The organism is Pseudomonas sp. S06B 330 (assembly GCF_002845275.2).
Classification (GTDB): domain Bacteria; phylum Pseudomonadota; class Gammaproteobacteria; order Pseudomonadales; family Pseudomonadaceae; genus Aquipseudomonas.
Map to the genome: position 1 here is coordinate 1,025,029 of NZ_CP088149.1, position 18,194 is coordinate 1,043,222.

Here is an 18,194-nt window from a genome sequence, read left to right on the forward strand (position 1 = left end):
CCTTTCCGGCCTGACGTTTCGCCGTTACATGGGAAAGGGGCACTGGCTTTGTGGGGTAGCCGCTGCCGTAAGGCTGCGATCGGGCGTGAAACGGCCGCAAAACCAAGCCGTCGCAATTCGCCGGGCCCAACGAGGTGCCCGAGTTGCGGCTGCTCTGCAGTCGATCGCAACCTCGTGCCTCGGCAGCGGCTACAGCACGTGCTGATTGCCAGCGGATAATTCGTGAACAACCAAAAAAAAGGCGAGCCCTGAGGCTCGCCTTTTTACCGTCTGCGTTATGTCATTCAACTAATACTGCGAGCTTGCTCGTTTTCCAGGAACTCTTCCTGTAGCAGGCCGTCATTCTGGGCGTCGTCAGCGGTTTGCTGGGCAACGGCGCGTTTGCTGCGCAGTTTGCCGTAGAAGTGCTCCAGGGCATGATTGAGCTTGATGGCAGCACCCTCGACAGCCTGGTCGAGCGATGCGGATTTATGACTCACGGAAATCGGTTGATGGCCTTTTGGGCGTGCCTCCATCTGGCAGCGTTTGTCGTGCGGACCTGGCTTGTCGCCATTCTCGTCGCGCAGGTGGACCTCAACGCGGGTGAGGTCTTCGTCAAAACGTTCGAGCGTGCTTTCTACGGTGCTGCGGACCCACTCTTTCAGTCGAATGTTGCCTTGAATATGGTTGTCGCTATTGACTTGGATTTGCATAGTTCAATCCCTTATTCAGCTAGCTCGCAAGAGAATCGATGGGGCCTTTGCGGCCTGTGAGAACCATCGCCTCTTGACTACAAGGTCAGGCACTTGGCGCGAGATTTCAACCCCTTTGCAAAGATAAATTTCTTGTTGCAAAAAGCCCGGTCTCGGCCGGGCTTTTGCATGCCGTGGATCAAAACGCGACAGAGGTCTGCAGGTATACCGTACGAGGTTCACCGACATACTTGCCCTTGTTGTTGTCATCAAAGGAGCGCGTGTAGTACTGGTGATTGAAGATATTCTTCACGCCAACAGCAACGTTCAGGTTCGACAGTTGCGGGCCGAAATCATAGGCCGCACGGCTGCTGAACAGCATGTAGCCAGGGATGCGGCCGTTGCTGCCATCGGCACTTTCGCTGGAGGTGTTGGCGTTGTCGGCGAACTGGTCGCTCTGGTAAGTGCTGTCCAGGTTCAGTTGCCATTGACCTTCGCTGTAGCCAACGCCCAGCGTGCCTTTGTGACGAGAGGAGAACGGCACGCGATTGCCTTTGTTCGGCCCATCTTCGCGGATTTTCGCATCGACAAAGGCGTAAGTTGCATACACGTCAAACCCTGCCAATGCCGTGTTCAGACCTTCGAGTGCGTACTTCACGCTGGTCTCGATTCCCTGGTGGCGGGTTTCGCCACGGGCGATCACTGAATCGTTGGTCTGGTTGCTTTCGTACTGGTTGTCGAAGTTGATCAGGAAGGCGCCGATCTCGGCCTGCAACAGGCCATCGTCGTAGCGGGTTCCCAGCTCCCAGGTGCGGGCCTTTTCCGGTTTGACCTCACCGCTGCTGACGCGATTGGGCATCTGGCTGTACTGCACGCTGCCGAACGAGCCTTCGGTATTGCCATACAGGTTCCAGGTGTCGGTCAGGTGGTACATCATGTTCAGCGCCGGCAAAGCGGTGTTGTAGTCGCCCTGGTAGTGCTGGCCAGTGAGCTTGTTGCTCTGCTCGGAGTCGATCATCTCGTAGCGGATGCCCGGGGTGATGGTCCAGCGGCCGATGTCGATGCGGTCATCGAGGAAAATCGCGTGGGCTTCGGTGCCGCCACGGGTGTCGCGATCGTTGCGGCTGGCGGTGGTCGGCAACTGGTTGGCGCTGATCGGTTCGCGGTAGCGTAGTTCGTGGCCAGCCTCGTTGATGTAGCGGTAGCCGACGCCGACTTCATGCCAGCTTTCACCCAAGGCAAAACCCTGGGAGAAGCGCGTTTCAATACCGCGCACCCAGTACTCGCGCGGCGACAGCGAAACGAAGTTGCCTTGGTCCAGATAGCCACTGCGCAAGGTTTTGGTGAAGAAGCTGTTGACGCTGAACTGGCGGGCGTCTTCCTTGTAGTCGTAACCGAAATTGAACATCGTTCGGCGCCCCCAGAACTTGTCCTGAAGGCGCGTCGACTGGTACGGATCGGCGTCGTAGTCGGCAACGCTCAAGCCGCCGGGCATCTGCGCTTCACCCTCGTAGTACTGAGCCATGGCGTGCAGGCTGTTGGCCTCGTCGAGCTGCAGCTTGCCTTTGAGAATCAGGTCGTCAATCTGCGTATCGCTGTGCTCGCGCCAGTCGCCGCCACGGGTACCGGAGTAAAGCAGGGCACCACCCAAACCATTGTCGTTGGTGCCGCCGGCGAGCAGGTTGGCGCTGGTCTTGAAGCCATCGTGGCTGGAAGAGGGGCTGGTCTGGGTCTGGAAACCGGCTTTGACCGTTGGCTCATCCGGGATCGCCCGGGTCACGAAGTTGACGATACCGCCGACGTTCTGTGGCCCGTAACGTACTGCGCCGCCGCCCCGTACGACATCGACGGCATCCATGTTGCCCATGCTGATCGGAGCGAACGACAGCTGTGGCTGACCGTAAGGCGCGAAGGGTACTGGAATGCCGTCCATCAGTACGGTGGAGCGCGCCGCCAGGCGTGGGTTGAGGCCACGAATGCCGAAGTTCAGTGCCATGTCATGGCTGCCGGTGCCGTTGTTTTCCGGGGCGTTGACCCCGGGAATACGGTTGAGCACTTCACGGGCGGTAGTGGCACCTTGGCGTTCGAACGCTTCACGGCGAATCACATCACGGGCGCCAGGGTGTTCGAAGACATTGTCCTGCTCGGCCACACCCAGCCAGTCCCCGACCACGGTCGAAGTACCCAACTCCAGAGGGGCATGGGTGGCTGCCTGCGGTTGCAGACTGAAGGCGTTTTCACCCTCCGCACGGGCTTGCAGGCCGCTATCCTGGAGCAGAATGTCCAGCGCTTGTTGTGGGCTGAACTGGCCATCCAGACCTGGGCTCTGCACGCCGCTGGTGACCTGGGAGCCAAACGAGATCAGCACGCCGCTTTCCCGGCCGAATTGATTCAAGGCGTTTTCCAGCAACATCGGAGCAATGTGATAGGTGCGCGCGGCGGCGTTTTCGGCCAGGGTGGGAACGGCGACAGCGCTCAAGCCTGCACCGAACAGCAGGGCGCGAAGGGACTGGGCGAGTGGGCTCGGGCGAGGAGGCATGCAAGGGGTCCTTGAGAAGGTCATAGCAAAGGGTTCTGCCTTCTCTGTCACGCGAGATGCAAAAACGGCTCAGGTGGTTTCAATCATTTTTCAGGCGCGTGCTTCGACCGTCACCCAGTAGCGGGTAAAGCGTCGTACGCGCACTGGCAAGGCGACTTCGAGCAGGTCGAGAATGCGCTCGCTGTCAGCCAGTGGATAACTGCCGGAAATCAGCAGTTCGGCAGCCTCGGGAGCGCAGTTGAGCTGACCGCGGCGATAACGCCCCAACTCGTCGAGAAAGTCGCCCAGACGCATATGCGCAGCCACCAGCATGCCGTCGACCCAGGCTCCGGCGTTGCGGTCCAGGGCCTGGTTGGCCTGCCATTGCGGGCCGTTGAAACGGGCTTGCCGACCTGCGCTCAGTTCATTGCCGGCCAGGCTGGCATTACCCTGATAGACCGCAAGTTGGCTGTAGTGCGGGTAGTGGCGCAGGTTGTACTGGCCGCTGCTCAATTGCAGCAGGCCGAAATCGGTGAGCAGGTGCAGGGGGCGCGTATCGTTGGCGACGGTGAGCTGTATTTCGCCTTCGAGCAGGCGCACCAGGCGCTGCTGGACATCGAAGCGCACATCGGCGGCGCTGCGGGTATTCAACTGCAGCACGCTGCCGTCGTCGAGCGACTGGCGGCGACGCTCGCCCACTGGGCTGCGGTAGTCGGCAAGCAAGGTCGGCAGCGGGTTGTGCTGTTGCAGAGTCAATCCGGCGGCGCCGCCTACACCCAGGATCAACAAGGTTTTGAGGGCTCGCCGACGACTGGCCGAACGCGGAGCCTGCAGCGCTGCATGGGCCAGCGGTGAAGACAGCCCGCGCAGGCGCTGATTGACTCGCTGGATATGCTCCCAGGCCCGGCGATGTTCTTCATGGGCCTGCAGCCAGTGCTGCATGGCTTGCTGTTGGCGCGGATCCAGGGCGCCACCCTGCATTTCGATCAGCCAGTGCACGGCCTGCTCGGCTACGCGCGGTGAGAACTCCTGATGCACGCCGCTCACAGGGCAAAGTAACAGCGCATGGCTGCCTTGTTCAGGTAGCGCTTGACCGTGGCCAGCGAGATGTTCAGTTGCGCGGCGATCTCGCCGTAGCTCAAGCCGTCGACCTGAGCCAACAGAAACGCGCGCTTGACCCGCGGTGCCAGACCATCAAGCAGGCGGTCAAGCTCCAGCAGGGTTTGCAGGATGATTGCCCGGTGTTCCTCTGAGGGCGCCAGTTCCTCAGGCAACTGTGCCAGCGCTTGGTAGTAGGCACGCTCCAGATCCTGACGCCGGTAGTGGTTGAACAGCACGCGCTTGGCGACGGTGGTGAGGAACGCTCGTGGCTCGTTGAGCACCGGTGTCTCGCGCGCCTGCAGCAGACGCATAAAGGTGTCCTGGGCCAGGTCTGCAGCGTTGTCCGGGCAGCCCAGGCGTTGGCGCAACCAACCGGTCAACCAGTTGTGATGGGCGTGGTAGAGGCCTTCGAGCGAGGAAGAGGGGGCACTGGGCACCGTGAACACTCCGGCGCCAGAATGCGCAACAGAATAAGAATTGTTCTCATTGTAGTGGTTTCACAGGCTGCTCGGCAATCAGCGCCTGACTGGCGGGAAAGTTCAGATCGGAAAATGTAAATATCGTAAATAATCTTTACTCTCATTTGAGAATAAATAGCATTCACCCCTGATTGGTTTACCGAATCTTTACATTTCTCAGGGAGAGCTCCACGTGGCCCCGCTTTTCACCCGATCCTGCCTTGCGCTAACCCTTTGCTCGCTTTACACCAGCCAGGCCAGTGCCGAAGGCCAAAAGCCTATGGAACTGGACAACGTGGTCGTCACCGCCTCCGGCTTCTCCCAGCAAATCAAGGATGCACCGGCGTCGATTTCGGTGATTACCCGTGAGCAGATCGAGAACAAGTCCTACCGTGATGTCACCGACGCCTTGCGTGATGTTCCGGGTGTAGTGATCACTGGGGGGGCCAGCTCAAGCGACATCAGCATCCGTGGCATGGCTTCCAAGTACACGCTGATGCTGGTCGACGGCAAGCGCCAGGACTCGCGGGCGACCCGCCCCAACAGTGACGGTGCCGGTATCGAGCAAGGCTGGATGCCGCCGCTTGAGGCAATCGAGCGCATTGAAGTGGTACGTGGGCCAATGTCGTCGCTGTATGGTTCTGACGCCATGGGTGGGGTAATCAACATCATCACTCGCAAGGTGACGCCGAACTGGTACGGCGGCGTGCGCAGTGAAGCCACCTTCCAGGACCGTTCCGATTCGGGTGACTACAACAGCACCAGTGCCTTCGTTTCCGGGCCGCTGATCCCTAACCTGGTCGGCTTGCAGTTGTACGGGCTAACCTCCCACCGTGACGAAGACCACATCGTCAACGGTTTTAACGAACAGAGCACCGACAGCGGCACCGCCAAGCTGTCGTTCACCCCCGACGAACACAACGACATCACCTTCGAGGCCGGCAAATCCGAGCAGGAGCGTTATGCCAACGTAGGGCGTTCGGCGCGGTCTTCCGACAGCCAACAGGATTACGACCGCACCAATTTCTCGATTTCCCACTCCGGGCGTTGGGAAAGCATCACCACAGACAGCTACCTGCAACGCGAGAAGATCGAAAACCCGGCCCGGCGCATGGAGCTGGAAAACACTGTGCTCAACACACAGATGTCGTACTTCAGCGAGTCGCACATCACCACGGTTGGTGGCCAGTACAAGTACGAAGACCTCACCGACGAAGGCAACCAGCTGGCGTCGGCGTCCAGCGTCAACCAGCTCACGCGTTGGTCCTGGGCGCTGTTTGCCGAAGACGAGTGGCGTCTGACCGAAGCCTTCGCGCTGACCGCCGGCCTGCGCATGGACCGCGACGAAAACTACGGCACGCATTGGTCGCCACGTTTGTACGGCGTGTACCACTTTACCGACCACTGGACCGTCAAGGGCGGTGTATCCAGCGGTTATCGCTCGCCGGATATCCGTGCGGCGGTGGATGACTGGGGGCAGATCACCGGTGGTGGTGGCGATCCGGCGATCATCGTTGGCAATTCCAACCTCAAGCCTGAGAAGAGCTTGAGCCAGGAAATCGGCGTGGTCTGGGACAGCCTGGAAGGGGTCTCCACCGGCCTTACCGTGTTCAATACCGACTTCAAGGACAAGATCACCGAAACCCGCCGCTGCACCGACAGCACCGGCAATGCCTCGGGCCAATGCCAGATTGGTGGTACGTCGTACAAGTTCATCAGTGATCGGGTGAACGTTGACGAGGCGACGATGCAGGGCATCGAAGCAACGCTGGATTGGGAGATCACCCAGAGCCTGAAGCTGGCCAGCAACTACACCTTCACCGACTCCGAGCAAAAGAGCGGGCCACAGAAGGGCAAGCCGCTGAACCAGATGCCACGGCACATGTTCAACGCCACCCTCGACTGGCAGACCACCGATCAGTTGGGCACCTGGGCGCGGGTCAACTACCGCGGCAAGACTTCTGACTACCTGGGGCGCACCACCATGTCCGATGGCACGCCGTCGTACACCTTTGTCGATCTGGGCGGTACTTACCGGGTAACCAAGAACCTCAAGCTGCTGGCGGGTGTGTACAACGTGTTCAACAAGGAAGTCGACTACGAGGACTACCAGACCGTGCTTGATGGTCGCCGCTACACCGTGGGTATGGACCTGTCGTTCTGAGGCGGTGCCCGGTGGCTTTGCTTGTGAGAATATAAATCATTACTATCACTGGCCCTTCACAATGGATGGATGCCATGAAAAGCAAAGCTGCCGGGCTGGCGTTTAGTTATCGCCTGGCCGTGACCTCCCGCTGCCTGGCTGCAGTGTTCGGTGGTTATCTGTTGGCGGCCATGGCCAGCGTCTGCATCACCCTGCTGGCACCGCTGCCCAAAGCAGAAGCAGTGATCAGCGGGATGATGCTGTCGTTTCTTTTCTACCTGGTGGCCTTCCTCTGGTGCTTTGCCTGTCGTAGCGCCTGGCGGGCATGGCTAGGCGTGCTGCTGCCGAGCCTGGTACTGGGTGCCATCAATGGCTTGGCCTACTGGATGAAAAACGGATGAAAGAGGGCTTTCGCCAGGCCATGGCCTGGTTGCACACCTGGACCGGCTTGATCTTCGGCTGGCTGTTGTTCGCGATTTTCCTCACCGGGACGATGTCCTACTTCAAGGAAGAGATTAATCACTGGGCTCAGCCTGAGGTGCAGGTTCGGCCACTGGAGCCGCTGACCAGTCTGGCCCTGGCCCAAGACTATCTTCAGGAACATGCGCCGGGCGCCGGCAGCTGGTTCATTCGCCTGCCTGACGCGCGTGAGCCGGCGCTGAGTGTCGGCTGGCGCGCCGAGGGTGCCGGGCGCCGTGGCTTCATCGAGAAAACCCTGGACCCTGCTACGGGCGCTGAAGTCCTGACCCGGGAAACGCGCGGCGGCGACTTCTTCTATCGCTTCCATTTCCAGCTGGAAATGCCTCACCCCTGGGGGCGCTGGTTGTCGACCTTTGCTGCGTTCATCATGCTCTTGGGCTTGGTGACCGGCATCATTACCCACAAGAAGATCTTCAAGGAGTTCTTCACCTTCCGCCCAGGCAAAGGCCAGCGTTCCTGGCTCGATGGCCACAACGCCATCGGCGTGCTGGTGCTGCCGTTTCACCTGATGATCAGCTACAGCAGCCTGGTGATTTTCATGGCGCTGGTGATGCCGGCGAGCATCATCGCCAGTTACGGTGACAACACCCGCGGCTACTTCAACGACCTGTTCGGCGCGCCTGAACAAGTCAAGGTGGCCGGCGTTGCCGCGCCATTGCTGGCGCTTCCGACGTTGTACCAGAAGTTCCAGGAACAAGCGCCGGGCAGTCGCCCGGGCTGGATCGAGGTGCAGAACCCCGGTGACCAGAATGCTCGGGTACGGTTCTCTCGCCATGGCGGTGAGCGCATTGCCTACCAGCGTGGTGGTGGTTGGGTATTTGACGGGGTTAACGGCACGCTGCAAACGAGCAGTAGCAATGAAGCGACACCAGTGTTGATATCAGGGGGCATGTACGGCCTGCACATGGGCATGTTTGCGGGTCCCTGGTTGCGTTGGCTGTACTTCTTCTTCGGGGTGGCCGGTACGGCGGTGATCGGCACTGGCCTGGTCCTGTGGCTGGGCAAGCGTCAACTCAAGCACGCCAAGAGCGGCACGCAACCCTTCGAGCTGCGTCTGGTGGAGGTGCTGAACATCGCCAGCATGAGCGGCTTGCTGCTGGGGACGGCGGCCTTCTTCTGGGCCAACCGCTTGTTGCCGGTGGGGCTGGAGGGGCGTGCTGGCTGGGAGGTCAACAGCTTCTTCCTGCTCTGGGCATTGTCGCTGTTGCACGCCATGCTGCGCCCGGGGCGCCGAGCGTGGGCCGAGCAGTTGGGCTTGGCGGCGCTGCTGTGGGCTGGTTTGCCGTTGCTCAACCAGCTGACCACCCGCCAAGGTTTGCTTCATTCCATCCCGGCGGGTGACTGGGCGATGGCCGGGTTCGACCTGACCGCCCTGGGTTGTGGCCTGTTCCTGGCCTGGGGGGCTGGCAAGATGTGGCGTCCGCCGGCGGTGGCCAAGCGTGCGCCCAAAGCGGCAAAAGCGGCCAGCGCCAACCTGATCGAAAGCGAGGTGAGTTGATGTTGGCCATTGCCCTGTTCGGTTTTGCCGGCTTTGCCTGCCTGTGTCTGGCGATGGAAAAGCACTACAAGGAACTGCTCGGTGCGCCACCCAGCGCGTTGCGTTTGCGCGCCTTGCGCATTGGCGGTTGGTTGTTGCTGCTGACAGCGTTGAGCCTGGCCGTGCACCACAGTGGCTGGGCCATGGGCCTGGTCGAGCTGTTTGCCGTGTTGATGGCAGGCGTCACGCTGTGGGTGTTCTTGCTGCCCTATCAACCGCGTGTGTTGTTGGGGTTGCTGGGGCTGAGTCTGGTGCTGGGGCCTGTGCTGGTGCTCGCTGCGTAAGCGGCGCTAGCGCCTGAAGGCTGCGCGGTAGGCGCCAGGTGTAGCCCCCAGTGCCTGGCGAAAGCGGTTGCTGAAATGGCTGGCGCTGGCAAAGCCGCACTGCAGTGCGACTTCGCCCAAGGGTAGCTCGCCAAAACGCAGCAACTGACGGGCCATGGCCAGACGCCGGGCCAACAGGTACTGGTGCGGCGGCAGACCGAAGCTTTCGCGGAACATCCGCGCAAAGTGGTATTCGGACAGGTTACACAGCGCCGCCAGCTCACCCAGGCTCAAGGGCTGGTCCAGACGTCCCTCGATGTAGTCGCTCAATTGCCGGCGCTGGTGCGCGGCCAGCCCCCCTTTAAGGCGTAAGCCCTGGCGCAGTCCGACCTGGCTGAGCACGGCGTGATCGAGAATTTCGTGGGCCAGGGTGCTGGTCAGCAGGCGCTCGCCCGGTTCATCCCAGTTCAGAGCGATCAGTTGGCGAAAACGCCGGGCTTGCTCGGGATCGTCAAGGAAGGTTGCTTCCTGCAATTGCAGTTCACGCGGTTCGCGGTCGAGCAGGCTGACGCAACCGAGGGCGAACTGTTCCTGGCTGATGTACAGGTGCGCCAGGCGAATCGAGCCGTTGACCACCCAGTTGGAAGCCGAGCCGGCGGGCATGATGCACAGCTTGTTCGGCGCGCCTTTGTGTGCGGGTTGCTCGCGGCGAAAGGTGCCGGTGCCGTCGGCGATGTAACAGGACAGGGTGTGGTGGGTGGGTGCTTCGTAGTCGCGGGCATCATGGCGGTTGTTCCAGAGGGCTGCGGCCAGGCCGTCACCCAGGTGCGCGCTGTGTTCCAGGCGAGCATGGGGCGAGTCGTGCATGGCTTTGAAAACGTGCAGATGGTCCAACGGATTCATGATCGATACCTCTGGCGGCCATCCTACTCCGCTGGGCAATGCCTGGCAGCAGTGGGCAGCGCAAAAGCGCAAGAATGTGCAAGCGCGTACCGCCCAGCAGGCAGGAGACTGGTGACCTAGATGCGAGGAGTGCTGCCATGAACCTGTCGTTGTACCTGCTGACCGTATTGATCTGGGGCACCACCTGGATCGCCCTGAAACTGCAATTGGGCGTGGTCGCCATTCCCGTGTCGATTGTTTATCGCTTCGCCCTGGCCGGTCTGATTCTGTTCGCCATCCTCCTGCTCAGTCGGCGCTTGCAGCCGATGAACCGGCGCGGCCATGGCATCTGCCTAGCACAGGGGCTTTGCCTGTTTTGCGTTAACTTCATGTGCTTCCTGACGGCCAGTCAATGGATTCCCAGTGGCCTGATTGCGGTGGTGTTTTCCACGGCAACGCTGTGGAATGCGCTCAACGCACGGGTGTTCTTCGGCCAGAAAATCGCGGCCAATGTCTTGGGCGGGGGCGCGTTAGGGTTGGGCGGCTTGGGTTTGTTGTTCTGGCCAGAGCTTTCGGGGCACGCAGCGAGTCGTGAAACCCTGATCGGTCTCGCGTTGGCCCTGCTCGGCACCTTGTGCTTCTCGGCCGGCAACCTGCTTTCCAGCTTGCAACAGAAGACCGGCCTGCGGCCGATGACCACCAATGCCTGGGGCATGCTCTATGGGGCCGGGATGCTCGCGGTGTACTGCCTGTTCAGCGGCATTCCTTTCGATATGGAGTGGAACACGCGCTACATCGGTTCGCTGCTGTACCTGGTAATTCCGGGGTCGGTGATCGGCTTTACGGCCTACCTGACATTGGTTGGACGCATGGGCCCGGAACGTGCGGCCTACTGCACAGTGTTGTTCCCGCTGGTGGCGTTGAATGTATCGGCGTTCTATGAGGGGTATCAGTGGACAGCGCCGGCGCTGTTTGGCCTGGTGCTGGTGATGCTGGGGAATGTGCTGGTGTTCAGGAAACCCAAGGCCAAGGTGGCTACACCTGCAGTGGCCTTGAGGTAACCGTCGGCTGTGGGGCTCATCGCCGGCAAGGCCGGCTCCCACAAGGTTTCTGCTTGGGCCCGGTTATTTCCATACCTGCGGGTTGACCAGATCACGCGGCCGCTCGCCGAGCAGGGCGCTGCGCAGGTTATCAATCGCCCGGTTGGCCATGGCATCACGGGTTTCGGCAGTGGCCGAGCCAACGTGGGGCAAGGTCAGGGCATTGGGCAACTGGAACAACGGCGATTCGCTCAGCGGTTCCTTCTCGTACACGTCCAGCCCGGCGCCGCGGAGGGTGCCATTGCGCAGGGCTTGCACCAGTGCGGCTTCATCCACTACAGGCCCACGCGATACGTTGATCAGGAAGGCACTGGGCTTCATCAACTGCAGCTCACGGCTGCTGATCAGGTGTTTGGTCTGCGCACCGAGCGGCACCACCAGGCAAACGAAATCGGCTTCGGCCAGCAACTGATCAAGGCTACGGAACTGGGCACCGAGTTCTTGTTCCAGTGCCGTCTTGCGCGAGTTGCCGCTGTAGATGATCGGCATGTTGAAGCCGAAATGACCCCGACGGGCAATCGCCGCACCGATGTTGCCCAAACCGACGATACCCAGGGTTTTACCGTGCACATCGCTGCCAAACTGCGCCGGGCCGACGGTGCCTTGCCATTGCCCGGCCTTGGTCCAGGCATCGAGCTCGGCGACGCGACGGGCACAGCCCATGAGCAGGGCGAAACCCAGGTCGGCGGTGCTTTCAGTGAGCACGTCAGGGGTATTGGTCAGGGCAATGCCGCGCTCATTGAAGTAGTTCAGGTCGTAGTTGTCGTAGCCCACCGAGACACTCGATACCACTTCGAGTTTGCTGGCATTGGCCAGCTGCGCTTCGCCAAGCTTGCGACCAACGCCGATCAGGCCATGGGCCTCGGGCAGCGCTTCATTGAACTGGGCACTGATATCGCCGAGCTTGGGGTTCGGCACGATCACATTGAAGTCTTGCTGCAGGCGTTCGACCATCGCCGGAGTGATACGGCTGAAGGCAAGGACGGTCTTTTTCATCGGCGAAATCTCTGCGGGCGGTGGAGAATGGGTAGCACGCTATCATTCTCCACCGCCTCTGTGCAGCAAGATTTCAGTTGGCGATCAGCAACTCGTGGGTCTTGAGGTCGGCCTCGTGGGCGGCGAGGATTTCCGGCAACGAGTTACGCAGGTACTCGACCCAGGTCTTGATCTTGGCATCCAGGTATTGGCGTGACGGGTAGATCGCGTACAGGTTCAGTTCCTGCAACCGGTAATCGGGCATCACCCGTACCAGCGAGCCATCGCGCAGCCCGTCGATGGCCGAGTAGATCGGCAAAACACCGACACCCATGCCGCTGCGGATTGCGGTTTTCATCGCATCGGCCGAGTTCACCTGGAACGGCGCCTGGGTAATGTTGACCACTTCCTGACCTTCCGGCCCGTCGAATAGCCATTTCTCCAGCGGGATCACCGGGCTGACCATGCGCAGGCAGGCGTGGTTGAGCAGGTCGCTGGGCTTGTGCGCAACGCCGTGGCGACTGACGTAATCAGGCGAGGCGCAGACGATGCTGTAGGTAATCCCCAGGCGCTGGGAAACGAAGCCCGAGTCCGGCAGCTCGCTGGCCAGCACGATGGACACGTCATAACCCTCATCGAGCAGGTCTGGCACGCGGTTAGCCATGGTCAGGTCGAAGGTCACGTCCGGGTGGGTTTCGCGGTACCGGGCGATGGCATCAATGACGAAGTGCTGGCCGACGCCAGTCATCGAGTGCACCTTCAGCTGACCGGCGGGGCGGGCATGGGCGTCGCTGGCCTCGGCCTCAGCTTCCTCGACATAGGTGAGGATCTGTTCGCAGCGCATCAGGTAACGCTTGCCGGCTTCGGTCAGGGCGATACGGCGGGTGGTACGGTTGAGCAGGCGTGTTTGCAGATGGGCTTCAAGATTGGAGACCGCCCGCGAAACGTTGGCGGTGGTCGTATCCAGTTGCACAGCGGCGGCAGTAAAGCTGCCGACTTGCGCTACGCAGCTAAAAGCACGCATGTTTTGCAGGGTGTCCATGGGTCGCTCTCAAAGTAGACGACAAATTGTGACATGAAGTAACCGAGGCGGTCTTCAGACTAAAGCCGGATTATCGCTGTTTTCGTAACAAAGATTCGCAGTAATACACGCTTATCGCCAGTGCAGCCGCCCCCTAGAATTGCGTCTCCAAGCGTTATCCACTTTCTATGTCGGGAATTTGCAGCTGTGCCGCGTCGCATCATCAGAGCGCTCAATGCGCTCAGTGTCTGTGCCTTTAGCTTGACCTTGAGCGGCTGTATCGGAACTTGGGGCATCGCCCCGCAAAGCAAGACGCTGCAAGCCAATACCCTGACCACCGACGAGGCGATCCGCGAGGCCGCCCGTGATGCCCACTGGCCTGAGCAGCAGTGGTGGCGTGCCTATGGCGATCCACAACTCGACCGCTGGATCGCCCTGGCCGTCAGCAACAGCCCGAGCATGGCCATGGCCGCCGCCCGTGTGCGCGAGGCCAAAGCGATGGCCGGAGTGGTCGAGTCGGCCGAGAAACTGCAGGTCAACGGCGAGTCGACACTCAAGCGCCACAACTGGCCTGAAGACCAGTTCTATGGGCCGGGTGCGTTGTCGGGGGCCAACACTTGGGACAACAACGCCGCCCTTGGCTTCAGTTATGCCCTGGACCTCTGGGGCCGCGAACGCAATGCCAGCGAGCAGGCCGTGGACATGGCCCACATGAGCGCGGCGCAATTGCGTCAGGCTCAGCTGGAACTGCAGAATAACATCGTCAAGGTGTACATCCAGCTGTCCCTGCACTTTGCCCAGCGCGATATCGTCAAGGCTGAGCTTGAGCAGCAGGAGCAGATTCTGGCCCTTGCCGAACGGCGCCTGGCCGGTGGTATTGGCACCCATTTTGAAGTCAGTCAGGCGCAGACCCCACTGCCGGAAACCCATCGCCAGCTCGATGCCCTGAACGAAGAAATCGCCCTGGCGCGTAACCAGTTGGCGGCCCTGGCGGGCAAAGGCCCAGGGGAGGGGGCGCAACTGCAGCGTCCGCAACTGGCCCTTGGTGCCGCCTTGAAGTTGCCTTCGGCCTTGCCTGCCGAGCTGGTGGGCCAGCGTCCGGACGTAGTCGCCAGCCGCTGGCAAGTCGCCGCCCAAGCGCGCGGTATCGACGTCGCCTATGCCGGGTTTTTCCCCAACGTCGACCTGGTCGGCGGGCTTGGCTTCATGGCCACTGGCGGTGGTCCACTGGAGTTTCTCACTGGGCGCAAGTTCAACTACAACGTCGGTCCGGCCATCAGCCTGCCAGTGTTCGACGGCGGCCGCCTGCGCTCGCAATTGGGTGTCGCCTCGGCCGGTTATGACATCGCCGTGGCGCGCTACAACCAGACCGTGGTCGAGGCGCTCAAGGGTATTTCCGATCAGTTGATTCGCCGTGAGTCGATGAACGAGCAACAGCATTTCGCTGCCAAATCGGTGGCGTCGGCGCAGAAGACTTATGACATTGCCATGATCGCCTTCCAGCGCGGGCTGACCGATTACCTCAACGTGCTCAATGCGCAAACCTTGCTGTTTCGCCAGCAACAGATCCAGCAGCAAGTGCAGGCCGCTCGTTTGACGGCGCATGCCGAACTGGTCACCGCCTTGGGCGGCGGTTTGGGCGCCGGTAAAGACGTGCCGGGCGAAGATAAACAGCAGGCGCCGAAAACCCCGGCAACCCTGGCTGTTTTCGATAAGCCGAGCCACGCCGAATGAGCGCACTGACACTGCCGTTTCGCTGGTTGGCAACCCTGGAGTGGCGCCGTGGTTTCTTTGAGTGGGCACGCACTGACGGGGTGACCTGGGTTTACATCTTCAAAGTCCTTAGCGCGGCGTTTCTGACGTTGTGGCTGGCCATGCGCCTGGAGTTGCCGCAGCCGCGCACGGCGATGATCACCGTGTTCATCGTCATGCAGCCGCAGAGCGGGCATGTCTTTGCCAAGAGCTTTTGGCGACTGCTGGGGACGCTGGCCGGCTCGTCGATGATGGTCGCGCTGATTGCATTGTTTCCACAGAACACCGAACTGTTCCTGCCGAGCCTGGCGATCTGGGTGGGCCTGTGCTCAGCCGGTGCCATGCGCTATCGGACCTTCCAGGCCTATGGCTTTGTGCTCGCCGGTTACACCGCCGCGATGGTCGGCCTGCCGGCGTTGCAACACCCTGATGGGGCGTTTATGGCGGCGGTCTGGCGGGTGCTGGAAATCTCCCTGGGGATTCTGGTGTCGACCCTGGTCAGCGCCGCGATCCTGCCGCAGTCGGCGGGCGCGGCCATGCGCAATGCCCTGTACCAACGCTTCGGTGTGTTCGCCGGATTCGTTATCGAAGGCCTGCGCGGCGACAGCCAGCGCGACCGCTTCGAAAGCAGCAACGTGCGTTTCATCGCCGAAGCAGTGGGCCTGGAAAGCCTGCGCAACGTCACCGCCTTCGAAGATCCGCACATGCGCCGCCGCAATGGCCGGCTGGGGCGCATGAACAGCGAGTTCATGGCCATCACCACGCGCTTCAACGCCTTGCACCAGTTGCTTGAACGCCTGCGTTTGCGTGGCCCGTTGCAGATCGTCCCGGCGATCGAGCCCGGCCTCAACGCGCTGGCGGATCTGCTCGAAGGCTATGCCGGTCGGGCGCTGACCAGCGCCGACGCCGCGCGCTTGGCCGAGCAATTGGCCGCCTACAAGGAAGGCTTGCCGGAGCGGGTGCGCAGCTTGCGTGCCGCCTATGTCGAGAGCGGGCCGAGCGATGCTGACCTGCTGGATTTTCACACCGCTTACGAACTGCTTTATCGCTTTGTCGATGACCTGTACAGCTACGCGCTGACCCACGCTTCGCTGGCCGAGCACAACCATGCCCGCGAGCAGTGGGATGAACCCTACGTGGCGCAGACCAACTGGATGGTGTCGCTGGCGGCGGGGGTGAGGGCCTCGTTCATTTTGCTGGTGTTGGGCAGCTTCTGGATCGCCACGGCCTGGCCGAGCGGGGCGATGATGACCCTGATTGCGGCCGCTACTGTAGGGCTGTCGGCGGCCTCGCCAAACCCCAAGCGGATGTCTTTTCAGATGGCCTGCGGGACCTTGTTCGGTGCCTTCGTCGGCTTTTTTGAAACCTTCTTCGTGTTCCCCTGGATTGATGGCTTTCCTTTGCTGTGCCTGGTCCTGGCGCCGGTGTTCGTGTTCGGCGCCTTCCTCGCTTCGCGCCCTGCCTACGCCGGGGTTGGCCTGGGGCTGCTGATCTTCTTTGCCACCGGCTCCGTGCCGGACAACCTGACCGTCTACAACCCCTACAACTTCATCAACGACTACATCGCCATGGTGATCGGCATGCTGGTGTGCGCCGCTGCCGGGGCGATCATTCTGCCGCCCAACAGCCGCTGGTTGTGGAGTCGCCTGGAGCAGGATCTGCGCAGCCAGGTGCTGTTCGCCATCAGCGGTCGCTTGCGTGGCCTCGGTTCGGCCTTCGAAAGCCGCACGCGTGACCTGCTGCACCAGGCCTATGGCCTGGCGGCCGGTAAACCGATGGTGCAGAGCAACCTGCTGCGCTGGATGTTCCTGGTGCTGGAGGTGGGGCACGCGATCATCGAACTGCGCAAGGAACAGGCCATTTTGCCGGTGCACCCGTGCTACGCCGAATCGCAGCCCTGGCGTCAGGCGATCCGGGTCATGGGCCGGGCCCTGGCGCGCTTGTTCCTGCAACCGAGCGCGAGCAACCACGAGCGTGCCCTGGTAGCGGTAGACCACGCGATCAGCCGCGTGCTGGCCACCGACGAACCTTTTGCCCGGCACTTCGATACCTCGGCCCTGCGTCGCGTGCAGAGCTACCTGCACTTCATCCGTACTTCGCTGCTCGACCCCCAGTCGCCGCTGGCCGCCCTGGCCCCGGCCCAAGGACAGCCCCATGCCTCGTGAAATCGCCTTCCACGGCGTCTACATGCCGACCATGACCTTGATGTTCCTGTTCGCCGCCGGGCTCGCCTGGGGCCTGGACCGGTTCATCGCAAGCTATGACGGTTACCGGTTTTTCTGGCATCCGGCGCTGTTGCGCCTGTGTCTGTTTATCTGTCTGTTCGGCGCCATGGCCCTGACTCTCTACCGTTGAGACCCCTGTTGATGAAAAAGTTTTTCAGCCTGATCGCCACCTTGCTCGTGCTGGCAGCTGCCGTGGTGATCGGCCGCCAGCTCTGGGTGCACTACATGAACACACCCTGGACCCGTGACGGGCGGGTGCGCGCGGACATCATCAACGTTGCCGCCGATGTACCGGGCTATGTGGTTGATGTGCCGGTGCGTGATAACCAGTTGGTGAAGAAGGGCGATGTGCTGCTGCAGATCGATCCTGAGCATTATGAAGTGGCGGTCAAGCAGGCCCAGGCCCTGGTCGCCTCACGCAAAGCCACCTGGGAAATGCGTAAGGTCAACGCGCATCGGCGCGCCGACTTGGACAACCTGGTGATCTCCCGCGAGAACCGCGACGACGCCAGCAACATCGCCAACTCGGCCCTGGCGGATTATCAGCATGCCCAGGCGCAACTGGCGGCTGCAGAGCTTGATCTTAAGCGCACCCGAATTCTGGCGACCGTCGACGGCTATGTGACCAACCTCAACGTCCATCGGGGTGACTATGCGCGCACCGGTGAGCCGAAGATGGCAGTGGTCGACAAGGACTCCTTCTGGGTCTACGGCTTTTTCGAAGAGACCAAGCTGCCGCATGTGAACGTCGGTGACCAGGCTGACCTGCAGATGATGAGCGGGGAAGTGCTCAAGGGCCATGTGGAGAGTATTTCCCGTGGCATCTACGACCGTGACAACCCGGAAAGCCGCGAGTTGATCGCCGATGTAAACCCGACCTTCAACTGGGTGCGTCTGGCCCAGCGGGTGCCGGTGCGGATTCACATCGATGAAGTGCCGGAAGGGTTTCTGCTGGCGGCGGGGACGACCTGTACCGTGGTGGTCAAACCCGCAAAAGATCAGGGTTAGGGGGTGACCCATCGCCGGCAAGGCCGGCTCCCACAATGATCGGTGTTGCACTCGACACTG

The 18,194-nt window shown here is 61.3% G+C and carries 16 protein-coding genes; 9 read left to right on the plus strand and 7 right to left on the minus strand.

The genetic code is table 11. From position 1 onward, the window contains the following. Positions 1-284 precede the first annotated feature (284 nt). From CX511_RS04865 to CX511_RS04880, 4 genes are all read right to left on the minus strand, one after another. Positions 285-692, minus strand: coding sequence for an HPF/RaiA family ribosome-associated protein (locus CX511_RS04865; RefSeq protein WP_101293216.1), 408 nt, complete (start codon positions 690-692; stop codon positions 285-287). 178 nt (positions 693-870) lie between these two features. Beyond that, positions 871-3,210, minus strand: a complete 2,340-nt coding sequence (gene fecA, locus CX511_RS04870; protein ID WP_101293217.1) for a TonB-dependent Fe(3+) dicitrate receptor FecA — start codon at positions 3,208-3,210, stop codon at positions 871-873. A 90-nt stretch (positions 3,211-3,300) separates the two neighbouring features. Next, positions 3,301-4,170, minus strand: a complete 870-nt coding sequence (locus tag CX511_RS04875) for a FecR domain-containing protein (protein WP_231353417.1) — start codon at positions 4,168-4,170, stop codon at positions 3,301-3,303. A gap of 62 nt (positions 4,171-4,232) precedes the next feature. Then, complete coding sequence (locus CX511_RS04880; protein WP_045183765.1) at positions 4,233-4,727, minus strand: sigma-70 family RNA polymerase sigma factor; 495 nt, start codon at positions 4,725-4,727, stop codon at positions 4,233-4,235. Between the two features lie 214 nt (positions 4,728-4,941). Between CX511_RS04880 and CX511_RS04885 the strand changes: the two genes are divergently transcribed. From CX511_RS04885 to CX511_RS04900, 4 genes are all read left to right on the plus strand, one after another. Continuing rightward, complete coding sequence (locus CX511_RS04885) at positions 4,942-6,912, plus strand: ligand-gated channel protein (RefSeq protein WP_045183686.1); 1,971 nt, start codon at positions 4,942-4,944, stop codon at positions 6,910-6,912. Between the two features lie 74 nt (positions 6,913-6,986). Further along, positions 6,987-7,292, plus strand: coding sequence for a DUF3649 domain-containing protein (locus tag CX511_RS04890; protein WP_045183684.1), 306 nt, complete (start codon positions 6,987-6,989; stop codon positions 7,290-7,292). After that, positions 7,289-8,869: a PepSY-associated TM helix domain-containing protein gene (locus CX511_RS04895; protein ID WP_045183683.1), complete on the plus strand. Its 1,581-nt coding sequence runs from the start codon at positions 7,289-7,291 to the stop codon at positions 8,867-8,869. The genes CX511_RS04890 and CX511_RS04895 overlap by 4 nt, the downstream gene beginning before the upstream one ends. Further along, positions 8,869-9,192 (plus strand): DUF3325 domain-containing protein, encoded by a 324-nt coding sequence (locus CX511_RS04900; RefSeq protein WP_045183681.1) that lies wholly within the window; start codon positions 8,869-8,871, stop codon positions 9,190-9,192. The genes CX511_RS04895 and CX511_RS04900 overlap by 1 nt, the downstream gene beginning before the upstream one ends. Before the next feature lie 6 nt (positions 9,193-9,198). On the opposite strand, the gene CX511_RS04905 is transcribed toward CX511_RS04900, so the two are convergent. Further along, positions 9,199-10,074, minus strand: a complete 876-nt coding sequence (locus CX511_RS04905) for a helix-turn-helix domain-containing protein (protein ID WP_101293218.1) — start codon at positions 10,072-10,074, stop codon at positions 9,199-9,201. A gap of 137 nt (positions 10,075-10,211) precedes the next feature. Between CX511_RS04905 and CX511_RS04910 the strand changes: the two genes are divergently transcribed. Next, on the plus strand, positions 10,212-11,114 hold the full coding sequence (locus tag CX511_RS04910) for a DMT family transporter (protein ID WP_101293219.1): 903 nt from the start codon (positions 10,212-10,214) through the stop codon (positions 11,112-11,114). A gap of 63 nt (positions 11,115-11,177) precedes the next feature. Here CX511_RS04910 and CX511_RS04915 read toward each other — a convergent pair whose 3' ends face one another. Then, on the minus strand, positions 11,178-12,149 hold the full coding sequence (locus tag CX511_RS04915) for a 2-hydroxyacid dehydrogenase (protein ID WP_045183675.1): 972 nt from the start codon (positions 12,147-12,149) through the stop codon (positions 11,178-11,180). A 73-nt stretch (positions 12,150-12,222) separates the two neighbouring features. Next, complete coding sequence (locus CX511_RS04920; RefSeq protein WP_045183673.1) at positions 12,223-13,170, minus strand: LysR family transcriptional regulator; 948 nt, start codon at positions 13,168-13,170, stop codon at positions 12,223-12,225. Between the two features lie 186 nt (positions 13,171-13,356). Here CX511_RS04920 and CX511_RS04925 point away from each other — a divergent pair, with 186 nt between their 5' ends. The 4 genes from CX511_RS04925 to CX511_RS04940 are packed head-to-tail and all read left to right on the plus strand — an operon-like array spanning position 13,357 to position 18,134. Beyond that, entirely contained in the window at positions 13,357-14,883 is a 1,527-nt protein-coding gene (locus tag CX511_RS04925; RefSeq protein WP_101293220.1) for an efflux transporter outer membrane subunit, read from the plus strand. Continuing rightward, positions 14,880-17,066 (plus strand): FUSC family protein, encoded by a 2,187-nt coding sequence (locus CX511_RS04930; protein ID WP_045183669.1) that lies wholly within the window; start codon positions 14,880-14,882, stop codon positions 17,064-17,066. The genes CX511_RS04925 and CX511_RS04930 overlap by 4 nt, the downstream gene beginning before the upstream one ends. Beyond that, complete coding sequence (locus tag CX511_RS04935; protein ID WP_045183667.1) at positions 17,056-17,256, plus strand: DUF1656 domain-containing protein; 201 nt, start codon at positions 17,056-17,058, stop codon at positions 17,254-17,256. Before CX511_RS04930 ends, CX511_RS04935 begins: the two co-directional genes overlap by 11 nt. A gap of 11 nt (positions 17,257-17,267) precedes the next feature. Next, positions 17,268-18,134 (plus strand): efflux RND transporter periplasmic adaptor subunit, encoded by an 867-nt coding sequence (locus CX511_RS04940; RefSeq protein WP_045183665.1) that lies wholly within the window; start codon positions 17,268-17,270, stop codon positions 18,132-18,134. Positions 18,135-18,194 lie beyond the last annotated feature (60 nt).